The sequence below is a fragment of the Polynucleobacter sp. AP-Elch-400A-B2 genome, from assembly GCF_018688355.1.
Taxonomy (GTDB): domain Bacteria; phylum Pseudomonadota; class Gammaproteobacteria; order Burkholderiales; family Burkholderiaceae; genus Polynucleobacter.
This window is the reverse complement of the sequence record NZ_CP061317.1, coordinates 1,034,566-1,050,167: the sequence shown is the minus strand read 5'-3', so window position 1 is coordinate 1,050,167 and position 15,602 is coordinate 1,034,566. Positions and strand designations below refer to the sequence as shown.

Sequence of the window (15,602 nt, the reverse complement as noted above, 5' to 3'; positions counted from 1 at the left end):
AATGCAGACTCAGCTTTTAATCGCCAATAAATTCATTACAGGTCTATTTTGCCTCTTAATGAGTATTTGTTCTTGGGCTCAAGTAAAGCCGGTAATTCTGGTGTTAGGCGATAGTCTTTCAGCTGAATACGGTCTACCACGTGGTACTGGCTGGGTGACGCTGCTTGAGGGAGAACTTACAAAAGAGAAAAGTCCTTGGAGCGTATTTAATGCCAGCATTAGCGGTGAGACTAGCTCTGGTGGATTAACTCGCCTTCCCGCCCTCTTGAGTCAGAAAAAACCGGGGATTGTCTTGATCGAGTTAGGTGCTAACGATGCCTTACGTGGCTTGCCTGTAAATCAAACTGAGACCAATCTACGGCAGATGATTCAGATGAGTAAAAAATCAGGCGCCAAGGTTTTGCTCTGTGGTATTCAGATTCCCTCGAACTATGGCCAAACCTATACAAAACAATTTAAACAACTCTATCCTCAATTAGCGAATCAAGAGCGAGTGGAGTTGCTACCTTTCTTCTTGGAGGGCGTCGCTACTAAACCAGAATTATTTCAAGCAGATCGTCTGCATCCCAATGTAGAAGCACAAAGTATTATCTTTAAAAACGTATGGGGCTCAATGGCCCCATACAGTAACTTGCTAAAAAAACTGCCTTAGCTTAACTTCCCGCGCTTCCAGCACTTGCTTGCTTCAGTGGATTAATGATCTTAACGCCAGCGCCATTACGCCAGTAGCCCATAAAGCCTGCGAACTCTGACTGCGCAGCCAATGCTTGAATCTGTTGTGCTTGCGCTTTGCGAACCTTAGTATCAACTGCTGATGGTTGACGAACCTGATCAATGCGATAAATCGTACTGCCAATACCAGGATTCGTAACTGAAACAATCGCTGGTAGCTTAGCTTCATTTACGGACATGACTTGATCCATGGAGGGGCCTACTAAGCTTCCAGGCTTATTACGTGAAATCCAAGTAGCGCTACTGAAGCCGGCAACATTCCTAGGATCCTTTTCAAGAGCAGCTAATTTTTCGCTAGCAGCAGCAATAGCCAGCTTCTCTGCAGCAACTTGACTCACTTGACGCTTCACTTCTGCCGCCACATCTTTATATGGTAGAACTTGCGCTGGATACAAAGTTACTACTCGAGCGGATGCAAATACACCAGGTGCTATTTGCACAGCCTCGGTGTTGCGCTTGTTTTTTAACGCCTCATCACCATAGAGTGACTGAATTACTTTGGCATTGGCTAAAGGATGATCTCTAGACACACCAGCTGCACCACCACGAGTAACACCCTTCTGAGTTTGAATACTGAGCTTCAATTTGTCTGCGGCCGGCTTTAAGCTATCGGACTGGTCATAAGTGATATTGGCAAACTGATCTGCTTTTTCATTAAATGCTTTAGAATCCTCTTTCGGATCAGCCTTTAGCACGATGTATTCGACATCCATATATTCAGGACGTTCAAACAACTTGGCATTGGCCTCATAAAAAGCCTGCAACTCTTCAGTGCTTGGATTTACTTTAGCTAAATAATCTTTAGCATTAAATTGCAAAGTCTGAACCTGTCTTTCAGTCTCATATAAGGATGAAATAATTTCAGATAATTTTGGACTGGCTAATTCTGTACGTGCAACTGAATTGACTAGCTGTTGAATTTTTAAATCAAAACTTTGGCCAGCATAAAACTGCTCTTCATTCATGCCGTTGCTAGCAAGTAACTGTTTAAAGCGTACATCATCAAATGTACCGTCTTGTCGATATAAAGCACGGATCTGTGGAATCTTTTGCAGGCTATTGACTAGCTCTTGCTTGCCTACTTGAAGGCGAAGGTCGCTGACCGCAAAACCGAGGATGCGTTGCTGCAGTAACTCGTTTAAGATCGCCTGGCGGAAAGGCAGGCTTTGAGCGATCTGCGCATTACCACCAACACGCTCAGCTTGACGTTTTGCAGCAGCATCAACTTCTTGCGCAGTAATAGGCTTACCGTTGACCTTCACAATGTCAGTTTCTTTATCCATAAATCCGGAATAACTTGAGATACCGAACAAGGCGAAAGAAGGCACTATGAACAACATCAAAACAAACTGTAGAACTCTTTGGTGTTTACGTACTGAATCAAACATAAATTAATCGCTCGAAAATAAAATCAATGATACGAGTGTACTAGGCGGAAGGTCTAGAAGAAACTAGAAAGCCTATGGGAAGGAAATTAAAGCAAATGGGAAACTGGTGGGCGCTGACGGGATCGAACCGCCGACATTCTGCGTGTAAGGCAGACGCTCTACCATCTGAGCTAAGCGCCCCAAATTAATACAGACGAGATTGTAACCTAGTGTGAGAATAAAAGAGGGATTCTTCGGCAAAGTGGGCAACAGTAAACCACTCAATCTGACTCAAAATCCCTCAAACATCGACTGGGATCAATGCTTCAAGACCTCTCCAGAAGAAATCTTTTCATTGGCTTTACTAGCTTCAGCTGCCTTTTTAGCAAGTTCTTCTGGCGTTGGATCAGACAAAGCAACTGGTTTTCGCTCTAAAGCCAACTCCAAAACTTTATCAATCCATCGCACCGGCACGATCTCAATAGCATTCTTGACGTTGTCAGGAATATCAATTAAATCTTTAACGTTCTCTTCTGGAATCAATGCCAACTTGATGCCACCACGATGCGCTGCCAATAGCTTCTCTTTTAATCCGCCAATCGGAAGCACTTCACCGCGCAAGGTAATTTCACCCGTCATTGCCACATCTGAACGGATTGGAATACCTGTAAATACAGATACCAAGGCGGTGGTGATGGCGATACCAGCTGATGGACCATCTTTCGGGGTTGCACCATCAGGAAAGTGAATATGAATATCCTTCTTCTCGAATGCTTCATCAGTGATGCCAAGCGCTCTTGCTCGTGAGCGGACCACCGTTTTTGCCGCTTCTACAGATTCCTTCATGACATCACCAATGGAGCCTGTACGAGTAATGACGCCCTTACCCGGCATCACTGCTGCTTCGATGGTGAGTAGATCGCCGCCAACTTCAGTCCAGGCCAGACCAGTGACTTGGCCAACTTGATTCTCTTTTGCTGCAAGACCAAAGTCATACATCTTCACAGACAGAAACTTCTCTAGATTGTCAGCATTCACCGTAACTGGAGCAGCTTCTTTTTTCAGGAGCAGCAGTTTCACTACTTTACGGCAAATCTTGCTGATTTCTCGCTCCAAGGAACGAACACCGGCTTCACGAGTGTAATAACGAATCATGCTACGCACAGCAGATTCCTCGATCTTCAGTTCATCTTTCTTAAGGCCGTTATTTTTAATCTGTTTAGGGATTAAATAATTAATAGCAATGCTGGTCTTCTCATCTTCCGTATAGCCAGCAAGACGAATAATTTCCAGACGATCTAATAGTGGACCAGGAATATTCAATGAGTTCGATGTGGCAACAAACATCACATCCGAGAGATCAAAATCAACTTCAACATAATGATCTTGGAATGTGTGATTCTGCTCCGGATCCAATACCTCTAGCAGGGCACTGGCAGGATCTCCGCGGAAATCCATACCCATCTTATCGACTTCGTCCAATAGGAATAAAGGGTTACGCACGCCCACTTTAGTCAGGCTAGACAGAATCTTGCCCGGCATAGAGCCAATATAGGTACGACGATGCCCCCGAATTTCAGATTCGTCACGAACTCCACCCAAGGCCATACGCACAAACTTGCGGTTGGTTGCACGGGCAATAGATTGGCCTAGAGAAGTTTTACCGACACCTGGAGGGCCAACTAAACAGAGGATTGGCGCCTTCACACGATCAACTCGTTGTTGAACCGCGAGATATTCCAAAATACGCTCTTTGACTTTATCAAGACCGTAGTGATCTTCATCCAATACTTTTTCGGCATTCGTCAAATCATTATTGATCTTGGTTTTTTTCTTCCAAGGAAGCGTCACCAAAGTATCGATAAAGTTACGAATCACCGTGGCTTCAGCAGACATTGGTGACATTAGCTTGAGCTTCTTCAGCTCGGACTCAGCTTTTTTAAGCGCTTCTTTAGGCATACGAGCGGCTTTAATGCGCTTCTCGAGTTCCTCGAGATCAGCACCCTCTTCGCCCTCACCCAATTCTTTTTGAATGGCTTTAACTTGCTCGTTCAAGTAGTACTCGCGCTGACTCTTTTCCATCTGACGCTTTACGCGTCCACGAATTCGCTTCTCAACTTGCAAGATATCGATCTCACTCTCAAGATCAGCCAAAAGACTTTCCAGTCGTTGTACTACGTCACCCATCTCCAGCAAACGTTGCTTTTGCTCAAGCTTGACTGGCAGATGTGCACAAATGGTGTCGGCCAAACGGCTTGGATCATCAATGCCGCCTAATGAGGAGAGAATTTCTTGAGGTACTTTTTTGTTCAGCTTCACATACTGATCAAATTGGGCCATGATGGCGCGACGTAATGCCTCGGTCTCGTGAGCATCTAATGAGGACATAGCCGTTGGAGTGGCTTCGCAAGAGAAATAGCCTTGACTATCTTCCACTTGACTAACATCAGCGCGTTGAACACCTTCCACCAATACTTTGACAGTACCGTCAGGAAGTTTCAGCATCTGCAGAATATTGGCAATGCAGCCAACCTCGTAGAGGTCCTCCACACTAGGCTCATCTTTTGCGGCAGTCTTTTGCGCGACTAGAAGAACGTTTTTGCCTGTTTCCATGGCCGCTTCTAGTGCTTTGATGGATTTTGGGCGCCCCACAAACAATGGAATCACCATGTGAGGAAATACCACCACATCCCTTAATGGGAGTAGTGGCAGTTGAATAGGTTCAGAGGGTAGTAATAAGTGGCCAGGCATGGGGCAATTCCTCCAAAGTAGTCGTTCCGTAAAAATCTCTAAAAATGCCGTACCACTAGATACGGACATTATTTAAGAACAGGATACTACCTATGTGGGTGCCGACTGGCGGAAAACAAGGGGGAAATATGCAAAAAGTGGCAAAAAACTACTGAAAACAGCAAAAAACAGCAAAAATTAGGCTTTTTTACTCAATTCTGTAGATTCTTCAGCTTGCTTGTAGACCAAAATGGGCTTCCCACCCTCAGCGATGGTGCTTTCATCAATGACAACCTTTTGAACATTCTTCAATGATGGCAGGTCATACATCACATCCATGAGGGATCCCTCAAGAATGGATCGAAGGCCACGAGCACCCGTCTTACGGGCAATCGCTTTTAAGGCAATGGCTGAGAGTGCTGCTGGACGAACCTCAAGCTCAGAGCCTTCCATCGTTAATAGCGCCTGGTACTGCTTCACTAAGGCGTTCTTAGGCTCAGTCAAGATCTGGATCAAAGCTGCTTCATCAAGTTGCATCAAAGTCGCTACCACTGGCAAGCGGCCGATCAACTCAGGAATGAGGCCGAACTTAATGAGATCTTCCGGCTCCACTTCGATTAAGAGGTCGCTAATGCCGCGATCATCTTTACCTGGAACGGTAGCATTAAATCCAATACCGGTCTTCGCAGTACGCTGCTGAATGACCTTCTCTAGACCATCAAATGCACCACCACAGATAAACAAAATGTTGGTGGTATCGACTTGCAAGAAATCTTGGTTTGGATGCTTACGTCCACCTTGAGGCGGCACAGAAGCCATGGTGCCCTCAACAAGCTTTAACAGCGCTTGTTGCACACCCTCACCCGATACATCACGAGTGATGGATGGATTATCTGATTTACGAGAGATTTTATCGATCTCGTCGATATACACGATGCCACGTTGCGCTTTTTCTACGTTGTAGTCGCAAGCCTGTAATAACTTTTGAATAATATTCTCTACGTCTTCACCAACATAACCAGCTTCGGTCAAGGTAGTTGCATCAGCCATGACAAACGGCACATCCAACATACGCGCTAAAGTCTGGGCTAATAATGTTTTACCAGAGCCAGTTGGGCCGATCAGCAAGATGTTGCTCTTTGCTAATTCGACACCGTCGACCATGGCTTTAGCGGGAAGCTTGGATTCTTTTTTATCAACAGCTTCTACAGGCTTGCCGTCTTTATCCAGTTTCTCTTTTTTTGGCTTTGGCAAATACTGTAGACGTTTGTAGTGGTTGTAAACCGCTACCGCTAGAGTCTTCTTGGCATGATCTTGGCCAATCACATACTGATCCAGATTCTCGCGAATCTGATGGGGCGTTGGTAAAGAATCATCGCCTTCAAGCTTAGGTAACTTTGATAATTCTTCTTGAATGATGTCTGTACAGAGGTCAATACACTCATCACAAATAAATACCGATGGACCAGCGATCAGCTTTTTAACTTCGTGCTGACTCTTGCCGCAAAATGAGCAATACAGAACTTTGTCTGTGCTAGTGGTGTTTTTAATATCGCTCAAAATAACTATCTAAAAATGAAATTTGAATTAAGGGCGCTTATCAATGACTTTATCGATCAAGCCATACTCTTGGGCCTGGTCTGCAGACATAAAGTTATCGCGATCAGTATCTTTGGCAATTGTTTCAATCGTTTGACCTGTGCGGTCAGACAAAATTTTATTCAAGCGCTCGCGCAGGTAAAGAATTTCACGAGCTTGAATCTCAATGTCTGAAGCTTGACCACGTGCACCGCCTAATGGCTGGTGAATCATCACGCGTGAATTCGGTAAAGCGTAGCGCTTACCCTTCTCGCCAGCACATAACAAGAATGCGCCCATACTAGCAGCCATACCCATACACAAAGTGCTGACGTGTGGCTTGATGAATTGCATGGTGTCGTAAATCGCTAAACCAGCTGAAACAGAACCGCCAGGAGAGTTAATGTACAGAGAAATTTCTTTATCTGGGTTCTCACTCTCGAGAAATAACAGCTGTGCAATCACTAAATTTGCAGTTTGATCATTTACTTCACCAACTAAAAAAACTACGCGCTCTCTAAGTAGGCGCGAATAAATGTCATAGGCTCTCTCACCCCGACCAGAGGTTTCAATCACCATTGGAACTAAACCCAAACCTTTGGGCTCTAAATTCTCAGACTGGAAATGATTCTGGTTCATATGATCAGACCTTTATAAATTAGTGACTTAATTAAGCTTGCTGAGTTCTTCGAAAGTAATTGCCTTGTCAATCACTTTAGCCTGCGAAGTGAAAAACTTGATCACGTTATCCTCAAGTACCACGTTCTCAACATCTTTGAGGCGGCTAGGGTTGCTGTAGAACCAACGCACCACTTCTTTTGGATCTTCGTAAGTAGCAGCTTGCTCATCAATTTCTGCTTTAATTTGATCTGCAGTGGCAGCCAAATTCTGCTGCTTTACTAAATCGCTCAAAATCAATCCAAGGCGAACACGTTTCATGGCTTGCTCAGCAAACATCTCAGAAGGAATCGGGGCATCCTTAGCGTTTGGAATACCGCGCTGTATGAGGTCTTGACGTGCAGACTCAACCAAACGCTCTTGCTCTTGAGCAACCAAAGATTTTGGTGTGTCAAGCTCGCAAATACTATTGAGCTTCTCCATTACTTCGCCTTTTAACAAGGTAGTAATGCGACGCTTGGTTTCGCGATCTAAATTTTCTTTTATTTCTTCACGCATCTTCGCAACGCCACCAGCGGCAACGCCTAAAGACAATGCAAACGCATCGTCAATTACCGGGAGGTGCGCCCAATTGACTGACTTTACAGTGATGGTGAAATCAGCAGTTTTACCGGCAACATCTTTACCGTGGTAATCAGCTGGAAAGCTTAATGGGAAAGTTTTGCTATCACCTGCTTTGAGGCCCAATGTAGCAGCTTCAAATTCTGGGAGCATACGGCCCTCGCCGAGCACGTATTCAAAGTTTTCTGCTTTACCGCCAGCAAATTCAACACCATCGATCTTGCCAACAAAGTCAATAATCACTTGGTCGCCAGCTTGCGCTGCGGTATTTGCACCGCCATCGCCATGATCACCGGCATCGCCGCGTGGATGGTAATGCACTTGCTGCTTGCGCAATACGTCGAGCGCACGATCAATCTCTGCATCGGAGATATCCGTTGTGTACTTAGTTACTTCTGCTTTACTGAAATCGCCAATCTTTACTTCTGGCAATACTTCAAAGTAAGCATCGAACACGATTTTGTCCGCGTCTAATTCTGATTTAGGATCGAGACGAGGTTGACCAGCCAATTGAATTTTTTCTTTTTGAGCTAGCTCGTAGAACAGTTCAGAGGCTTTATCGAACTGGAGCTCGAAATCTACTTGCATGCCATATTGCTTTTCAACCATAGTCTTAGGCACTTTGCCTGGACGGAAGCCTGGGGCCTTCATGGTTTTACCCAATTTAGCCAAACGGTCTTCTCTCGCCTTAGCCAAATCGGCACGAGCGAACTCTAAGGTCACTTTGCGGTCTAACTGACCTAAATTTTCTATCTGCACAGCCATTCTCGTCTCTTAATTGAAAATCGGATTATGTGAAGCCCAAGCCAAGTAGCTATCTTGTGGTGCGAGGAGGGGGACTCGAACCCCCACACCATTGCTGGCGTCAGGACCTAAACCTGGTGCGTCTACCAATTTCGCCATCCTCGCGCGAATTCCGCAAACACTACCGAGCTGAAGCTTCACTCTAAAGACCCTAATTCTACAATGCTTAGCGGTTTTGGAGGATATTTAGGCCTTGTAGAGCAAAGCCACGGCATGGACTGCTATGCCCTCGCCCCTTCCAAGGTGTCCAAGAGATTCATTGGTTTTAGCTTTGAGGTTGACATGGCTGGGCGTAACCAGCAAATCTGCTGCGATATTGCGGACCATTTCCGGCAAGAAAGTAGCTAATTTGGGTTTTTGACAAATAATCGTTGCATCCACATTGCCCACATGAAATCCAGCTGCTTGGATCTTTTGCAAAGCTGCTCTGAGCAAAATACGGCTATCCATATCCTTAAACTGGGGATCCGTATCCGGAAATAACTGGCCAATATCATTCAAGCCTGCAGCGCCAAGCAATGCATCCGTTAAGGCGTGCAACAAGGCATCCGCATCCGAATGTCCTAACAAGCCCTTGTCACTTGGGACATGAACCCCACCTAGTATGAGCTTGCGACCCTCGACTAAGGCATGAACGTCGTAGCCTTGGCCGATTCGAAATTGAGGAATATGGGGTGCACTTGATGTCATGGGGTGGTGGATATTCTCTTGAGGCTTATTTAACGGAGGTTTGCAAGATGTTTTGCATCAAATCCCAATCTGCTGGGTGGGTTACCTTGAAGTTACTAGTCGCACCTTCAATTAATAAAGGGGTTTTGCCAGCAAGCTCGATGGCACTGGCCTCATCCGTAATATCCGCCTCCAAGCGAATACCTTCTTCAATCGCATCGTGCAGATCCTTTAAACCAAACATCTGTGGGGTTTGGGCCTGCCATAGGTGATCTCGAGATATCGTTTTCACAGCTCGGTTGGGATTACCAGTAATTGCGGAATGAGCTTCAGCCATTTTGAGGGTGTCAGCAAGGGGGATTGCTAATAAGCCGCCCTCACCCGCTTGGATTACTGCAAGAATGAGTTTTTGTATGAGTTGAGGTGTGATTCCGGGTCTAGCGGCATCGTGCACCAGAACCCAATCGTTCTCAGGAATCCCTGCTTTGAGCATCTCTGCCAAAGTATTTCGGACTGTTTCTTGGCGGCTAGGTCCACCGCTCGAAGTGAAACGAATCAAGGGGGATTTACTGGATAGCTCACCTAGGATGGGGTTATCAATAAAACTAGGGCTGACGCCTACCCAAATGGAGGCAATCTCTGGAGTGTTAACAAAAGTATCTAAGGCGTAAGCCAGCATCGGCTTTCCTGCCAGCTCCTGAAACTGCTTTGGCAAAGTTCCTCCAAGCCGAGACCCGGTCCCTGCCGTAGGTAAGAGGGCATGGCATTGGGCTACAGACGGTGAAGTTTGATTTCCAGTGGGCATACCTGATTCTATAATGAGCTCAGATGTCTGATGCATTAAAACTAGCACCCCCCATACCTGCGCCGCAGGCTGGGCAGCGCTTTACCTTTTCAGGCCTAGTTGGCTCGTCAGATGCAGCACTCATCGCCCAATCTGCTCTTCGGCACCGCTCAGACTTCTCAGTCATGGTCATTTTCTGTGCCCAGGCACAGGAGGCACAGCGCCTTCTGGAGGAAATTCCAGCTTTTGTGCCGCAACTCAAAACACGCCTGCTGCCAGACTGGGAAATCCTGCCCTACGACCATTTCTCGCCACACCAGGATTTGGTTTCTGAACGCTTAGCCACTCTTTATGAATTACTCAACGGCAGCTGCGACATTGTTCTGGTTCCAATTACTACAGCACTGCAAAGACTGGGCCCGCCAAACTTTTTATCTGGTCACACCTTCTTTTTTAGGCAGGGTGACAAGCTCAATGAAGTCGCACTAAAACTACAACTGCAGCAGGCGGGTTACGATCCCGTTAGTTCGGTAATGCGCCCCGGTGAATACAGTATTCGTGGTGGATTGATTGATTTATTTCCAATGGGCTCTAGCTTGCCTTATCGCCTTGATCTTTTTGGTGATGAAATTGAGCAGATTAGAGCCTTTGATCCCGATACTCAGCGCAGTCTCTATCCAGTAAAAGAAGTTCGCTTATTGCCAGGTCACGAATTCCCATTTGATGATGCTTCACGTACGGCGTTCCGTGGGCGCTGGCGCGAAGTATTTGAAGGTGATCCAACGCGGTGCTCAATTTACAAAGATGCCAACCTCGGAATTCCTAGTGCGGGTATTGAGTCTTATCTACCCCTCTTCTTTGAAGAGTCATCGACAGTCTTTGATTACTTTCCCCGCTCAGGCGATCCTGTTTGGGCTGTAAGCATTGGTGATGTTGAAGAATCTATCAAGGGTTTTTGGAAAGACACCGTCTCTCGATATGAATTCTTAAAGCATGATCTTGATCGCCCTATTCTGCCGCCATCTGAATTATTTCTGGATGCAGATCAATTTTTTATAGCAGCCAAGCCAAATGCGCGCTTGGCATTAAATAAAGAGGCAGATAAAGATACCAAAGAGTCACCACAATTTTTAGCTGTTCCCGACCTAGCTGTTCATCGGCGGGACACTGACCCCATCAATCGACTGCGCACTTTAGTTTCTCAAGAAAAAGTACGTGTGCTCATTTGCAGCGATAGCAATGGTCGTAAAGAATCGATTCGTCAACTCTTTGAAGAGAGCAATTCAGTAGCTGGTCAACATGGCAAACCGCTCTATCCACTGAAACCAGAAGGTTTTGAAGGCGTCTCTGATTTTATTAAGAGTGATGCTCTATTTGGCCTTGTAACAGCACAATTATTTAATGGCTTCACCTGGTCCGCTGAAAACTTAATTATCGTAACCGAGGCAGAGCTATTTACAGCTACTGCTCGTCAAAGACGTAAGGGTAAGGAGAGTGAGAGCGCTGATCCAGATATGCTCTTTAAAGATTTATCTGAACTCAAAATCGGTGATCCGGTTGTGCATTCTGATCATGGGATTGGTCGTTACCAAGGTTTAGTGCTTCTGAATTTAGCGCCACCAAAAGAAGAGCCGATTTTTGAAGAGTTTCTGCACTTGGTCTACGCCAAGGATGCCACTCTTTATGTGCCAGTTCAACAACTACAAATGGTTACCCGATATGCTGGCTCCGATCCTGATTCGGCACCATTGCATCAGTTGGGCTCGGGCCAGTGGGATAAGGCAAGACGTAAGGCCGCTCAACAAATACGCGATACCGCAGCTGAGCTTTTAAATCTATATGCCGCTAGAGCCATTCGTAAAGGTCACGCTTTTGAATTCTCAGCCCATGATTACGCTGCGTTTGCAGAAAGCTTTGGCTTTGAAGAAACCCCCGATCAAGCTAATGCCATTGCGGCAGTCATTGGGGATATGACTAGTGGTACGCCTATGGATAGACTGGTGTGTGGTGATGTAGGCTTTGGTAAAACAGAGGTCGCCCTACGCGCCAGTTTTGTTGCGGTTATGGGTGGCAAGCAGGTGGCTATCCTGGCTCCAACTACTCTACTCGCTGAACAACATGTCGCAACCTGGAAAGATCGCTTTGCTGATTGGCCTGTGCGCGTCGTTGAACTCTCCCGCTTCAGAACCACTAAAGAAATTAATGCTGCCTTAGAAGCTATTAGCAAGGGCGAGGCTGACATCATTATCGGAACTCACAAGCTACTATCTAAAGAAACCCAGTTCGCCAATTTAGGCTTAGTCATTGTGGATGAGGAACATCGCTTTGGTGTCCGTCAAAAAGATGCGCTCAAAGCATTGCGTGCTGAAGTAGATATCCTGACTTTAACCGCCACCCCCATTCCACGAACTCTTGGTATGGCGATGGAGGGTTTGCGGGAGTTTTCAGTCATAGCAACTGCTCCACAGAAGCGCCTGGCCATCAAAACCTTTGTACGACGAGAAGGTGATGGCGTGATTCGTGAAGCAGTTCTTCGAGAGATTAAGCGCGGTGGACAGGTCTACTTCCTCCATAACGAAGTAGAAACCATTCAAAATCGTAAACACGCATTACAAGAACTCATTCCAGAAGCGCGCATTAGCGTAGCGCACGGTCAAATGCACGAACGTGAGTTGGAATCGGTCATGCGTGATTTTGTGACTCAGCGCACGAACATCTTGTTATGTACGACCATTATTGAAACCGGTATTGACGTTCCTACTGCTAACACCATCATCATGCATCGTGCAGATAAGTTTGGCTTGGCACAGTTGCATCAATTGCGGGGACGTGTTGGGCGATCACATCATCAGGCCTATGCCTATTTACTAGTGCCAGATCCTGAGGCCCTCAGCAAGCAAGCGCAATTACGGTTAAATGCTATTCAAGCGATGGAAGAGCTTGGATCTGGTTTTTATTTGGCAATGCACGATTTAGAGATTCGTGGTGCTGGTGAAGTTCTTGGGGATAAGCAGTCCGGTGAGATTCATGAGATTGGATTTCAGCTTTATACCGAGATGCTTAACCGCGCGGTCAAATCGCTGCGTAGCGGTAAGGAGCCAGATCTCTTGTCTCCACTCCAAGCGACAACCGATGTCAATTTAGGTGTGCCAGCTCTCTTTCCCAATGACTATTGCCCTGACGTCCACGAACGACTCTCCATGTATAAGCGCTTTGCTGGTACAAATGACTTTTCTGAACTCATGGGATTGCGCGAGGAACTAGTAGATCGCTATGGTGATTTACCTGACCAGGCTAAATCTCTTTATGAAACCCATCGCTTACGCCTAGAGATGGCCAGCTTTGGAATTAAGAAGATTGATGCTAGCCCGTTATCGATACAGATTCAGTTCATTCCCAATCCACCAATTGACCCGATGAAGATCATTCAATTGATCCAATCATCAAAATATATCCAACTCAACGGCCAAGATAAATTAAAAATTCTTCCCCAGAAAGAGAAAGATTTTGAGAAACTAGAGCAACGTTTGGAGCATATTCGGAAAATTCTCAGAAGTCTGAATTCATCTGCCATGCTCAATACTGCTCAAGCCAATTAATTATTGTTTGCCAACCCTCTATGTCTAGTCACCTCACACTTGTCGTCCTGGCTAATACTGCGATCCCTGCAGAATTAACTACTGCATTTATTGAGCATGCAAAAGTCTTAGGTATTTCGATTGCCAAGGAAAGTGCAGAGCATGCGCACTCGAAATACTTCACTGCTCTCTGGACTTGCGATCAAGCTTTAACAGCAGAAGCTAGGGTTGCCATGCGAAATATTGCTGGTGAGCATGATGCAGATTTAGCTTTTCTATCACCAGGATTTAAGCCGGATGAGGTGAAAGTGCTGGCCATGGATATGGACTCCACACTCATCAATATTGAGTGCATTGATGAGATTGCTGACTTTACTGGCAAGAAAGCAGCTGTTTCAGAAATCACTGAGGCCACCATGCGTGGCGAAATTAAAGACTTTAAAGAAAGCTTGCGCAGGCGCGTAGCCCTTTTAGCCGGGGTATCTGCTGATGTATTAGATTCAGTCTATCGTGAGCGTTTGCGACCTAACCCTGGTGCCACTCATTTACTTGCTGGAGCAAATGCTAGAGGTCTGCATACGCTTCTAGTTTCTGGTGGCTTTACCTTCTTCACTGAAAAGCTTCAACAAGAGTTAGGCTTCAAACAAACCCAAGCCAATACTTTGGAAATCATCGACGGCAAACTAACAGGTAAAGTCATTGGCGATATTGTGGATGGCGCAGCTAAAAATGCCTATTTAGAACAAGCCTGCACTTTGATGAATTGCCATAAGAAGAATGCCATCACCATGGGCGACGGATCTAACGATCTGCAAATGATGCATGGCTCTGGTATCAGTATTGCCTATAGAGCAAAACCGATTGTTAAAGAAAAAGCCGACGCGGCTTTTGACCGAGTCGGCTTAGATGCTGCCTTACTGCTGATTGCTTAGAGGCGCTCAAAAATCGTTGCAATACCTTGTCCGCCACCAATGCACATGGTGACCAAAGCATATTTGCCTTGAACTCGATGTAACTCATGAATGGCTTTAGTCGCAATCGCAGCACCAGAACAACCGATTGGGTGACCCAGTGCAATCGCACCACCATTCACGTTAGTCTTGGCTGGATCTAAGCCTAAACCTTTAGTAACGGCCAATGCCTGAGCAGCAAAAGCTTCGTTGGATTCAATCACATCGATTTGATCTAATTTGAGTCCAGCGCGCTCAAGAGCGATCTTGGTTGCTGGGATTGGACCCTCACCCATGATGTGGTTAGGTACGCCAGCAATCGCATAAGAAACTAAGCGGGCGATTGGCTTATGACCTGCCTTCTTCGCCACTTCTGCATCTGCCAATACAAAGAATGCTGCGCCATCATTAATGCCTGATGCATTACCTGCAGTAACACTACCACCCTCTTTTTTGAAGACTGCTTTCATCTTCGCTAAAGTTTCCATCGTAGTTTCTGGCTTGCAATGCTCATCTGTGTCAAACACCACATCGCCCTTGCGAGTTTTGATGGTAATCGGAACAATTTGAGATTTGAAGCGACCTTCTTTGATGGCATGTGCAGCACGGCGATGGGACTCTACTGCGAGAGCGTCTTGCTCTTCACGGGTAAGCTTCCACTTTTCAACTAGATTCTCAGCTGTTACGCCCATATGACCAACACCAAATGGATCCGTCAGGACAGAAACCATCAAGTCAATCATTTTGGTATCGCCCATACGCGCACCACTGCGCATGGCTGGTGAGCCATACATACCACGTGACATTACCTCTACGCCACCACCAACACCATAATCACAGTCGCCCAACATAATGGCTTGAGCTGTGGTCACAATTGCTTGTAAACCAGAGCTGCACAAACGATTCAAGGCCATCGCCACAGATTCCATTGGCAAACCTGCCTGAATAGAGGCTACACGAGCAACATAGGCATAACGGTTGTCAGTCGGAATCGTATTGCCTACCGTGATGTAATTAATTAATGATGGATCTACGCCGGAGCGTGCAACGGCTTCTTTCATCACAATACCGCCGAGCTCACTTGGCTCAAGGCTACTGAGCGATCCATTAAAGGCGCCAATTGCGGAACGTACAGCACTTAAAACGACGACATCACGACTCATAACAATCC

At 46.0% G+C, this 15,602-nt stretch carries 11 protein-coding genes and 2 tRNA genes; 3 read left to right on the top strand and 10 right to left on the bottom strand.

What is annotated here, in order from left to right; translation table 11 throughout:
- Nucleotide 1: 1 nt before the first annotated feature.
- On the top strand, nt 2–652 hold the full coding sequence (locus tag FD977_RS05420; RefSeq protein WP_215304096.1) for an arylesterase: 651 nt from the start codon (nt 2–4) through the stop codon (nt 650–652).
- A 1-nt stretch (nt 653) separates the two neighbouring features.
- Here the strand turns inward: FD977_RS05420 and FD977_RS05415 are convergent, their stop codons facing one another.
- The 9 genes from FD977_RS05415 to ispD all read right to left on the bottom strand — a co-directional run bounded on the left by FD977_RS05415 (nt 654) and on the right by ispD (nt 9,924).
- On the bottom strand, nt 654–2,120 hold the full coding sequence (locus FD977_RS05415) for a peptidylprolyl isomerase (RefSeq protein WP_215304095.1): 1,467 nt from the start codon (nt 2,118–2,120) through the stop codon (nt 654–656).
- Between the two features lie 104 nt (nt 2,121–2,224).
- Nucleotides 2,225–2,300, bottom strand: a tRNA-Val gene (locus FD977_RS05410).
- A gap of 117 nt (nt 2,301–2,417) precedes the next feature.
- Entirely contained in the window at nt 2,418–4,850 is a 2,433-nt protein-coding gene (gene lon / locus FD977_RS05405; RefSeq protein WP_215306978.1) for an endopeptidase La, read from the bottom strand.
- A 177-nt stretch (nt 4,851–5,027) separates the two neighbouring features.
- Entirely contained in the window at nt 5,028–6,389 is a 1,362-nt protein-coding gene (clpX, locus tag FD977_RS05400) for an ATP-dependent Clp protease ATP-binding subunit ClpX (RefSeq protein ID WP_215306977.1), read from the bottom strand.
- A gap of 27 nt (nt 6,390–6,416) precedes the next feature.
- On the bottom strand, nt 6,417–7,046 hold the full coding sequence (gene clpP / locus FD977_RS05395) for an ATP-dependent Clp endopeptidase proteolytic subunit ClpP (protein WP_215306976.1): 630 nt from the start codon (nt 7,044–7,046) through the stop codon (nt 6,417–6,419).
- Between the two features lie 27 nt (nt 7,047–7,073).
- A complete protein-coding gene (tig, locus tag FD977_RS05390) occupies nt 7,074–8,411 on the bottom strand; it encodes a trigger factor (protein WP_215306974.1) in 1,338 nt (445 codons plus the stop codon).
- 57 nt (nt 8,412–8,468) lie between these two features.
- A tRNA-Leu gene (locus FD977_RS05385) sits at nt 8,469–8,555 on the bottom strand.
- A gap of 81 nt (nt 8,556–8,636) precedes the next feature.
- Nucleotides 8,637–9,140: a 2-C-methyl-D-erythritol 2,4-cyclodiphosphate synthase gene (gene ispF / locus FD977_RS05380; protein ID WP_215306972.1), complete on the bottom strand. Its 504-nt coding sequence runs from the start codon at nt 9,138–9,140 to the stop codon at nt 8,637–8,639.
- Between the two features lie 25 nt (nt 9,141–9,165).
- On the bottom strand, nt 9,166–9,924 hold the full coding sequence (gene ispD / locus FD977_RS05375; protein WP_215306970.1) for a 2-C-methyl-D-erythritol 4-phosphate cytidylyltransferase: 759 nt from the start codon (nt 9,922–9,924) through the stop codon (nt 9,166–9,168).
- Nucleotides 9,925–9,947: 23 nt separating this feature from the next.
- Between ispD and mfd the strand changes: the two genes are divergently transcribed.
- Entirely contained in the window at nt 9,948–13,502 is a 3,555-nt protein-coding gene (gene mfd, locus FD977_RS05370) for a transcription-repair coupling factor (RefSeq protein ID WP_215306968.1), read from the top strand.
- Between the two features lie 20 nt (nt 13,503–13,522).
- The gene (gene serB, locus FD977_RS05365; RefSeq protein WP_215306966.1) at nt 13,523–14,413 is read left to right on the top strand and encodes a phosphoserine phosphatase SerB; all 891 of its coding nucleotides are present in this window, start codon (nt 13,523–13,525) and stop codon (nt 14,411–14,413) included.
- On the opposite strand, the gene FD977_RS05360 is transcribed toward serB, so the two are convergent.
- Nucleotides 14,410–15,594 carry an acetyl-CoA C-acyltransferase family protein gene (locus FD977_RS05360; RefSeq protein WP_215306964.1) on the bottom strand — a complete coding sequence of 395 codons (1,185 nt, stop codon included), beginning with the start codon at nt 15,592–15,594 and terminating at the stop codon, nt 14,410–14,412. The genes serB and FD977_RS05360 overlap by 4 nt on opposite strands.
- Nucleotides 15,595–15,602 lie beyond the last annotated feature (8 nt).

What these genes read in the sequence shown, in the direction of transcription:
- tig (WP_215306974.1), bottom strand. Translation starts at nt 8,411, where the DNA reads ATGGCTGTGCAGATAGAAAATTTAGGTCAGTTAGACCGCAAAGTGACC.
- lon (WP_215306978.1), bottom strand. Translation starts at nt 4,850, where the DNA reads ATGCCTGGCCACTTATTACTACCCTCTGAACCTATTCAACTGCCACTA.
- FD977_RS05420 (WP_215304096.1), top strand. Translation starts at nt 2, where the DNA reads ATGCAGACTCAGCTTTTAATCGCCAATAAATTCATTACAGGTCTATTT.
- ispF (WP_215306972.1), bottom strand. Translation starts at nt 9,140, where the DNA reads ATGACATCAAGTGCACCCCATATTCCTCAATTTCGAATCGGCCAAGGC.
- serB (WP_215306966.1), top strand. Translation starts at nt 13,523, where the DNA reads ATGTCTAGTCACCTCACACTTGTCGTCCTGGCTAATACTGCGATCCCT.
- clpP (WP_215306976.1), bottom strand. Translation starts at nt 7,046, where the DNA reads ATGAACCAGAATCATTTCCAGTCTGAGAATTTAGAGCCCAAAGGTTTG.
- FD977_RS05360 (WP_215306964.1), bottom strand. Translation starts at nt 15,594, where the DNA reads ATGAGTCGTGATGTCGTCGTTTTAAGTGCTGTACGTTCCGCAATTGGC.
- ispD (WP_215306970.1), bottom strand. Translation starts at nt 9,924, where the DNA reads ATGCCCACTGGAAATCAAACTTCACCGTCTGTAGCCCAATGCCATGCC.
- FD977_RS05415 (WP_215304095.1), bottom strand. Translation starts at nt 2,120, where the DNA reads ATGTTTGATTCAGTACGTAAACACCAAAGAGTTCTACAGTTTGTTTTG.
- mfd (WP_215306968.1), top strand. Translation starts at nt 9,948, where the DNA reads ATGTCTGATGCATTAAAACTAGCACCCCCCATACCTGCGCCGCAGGCT.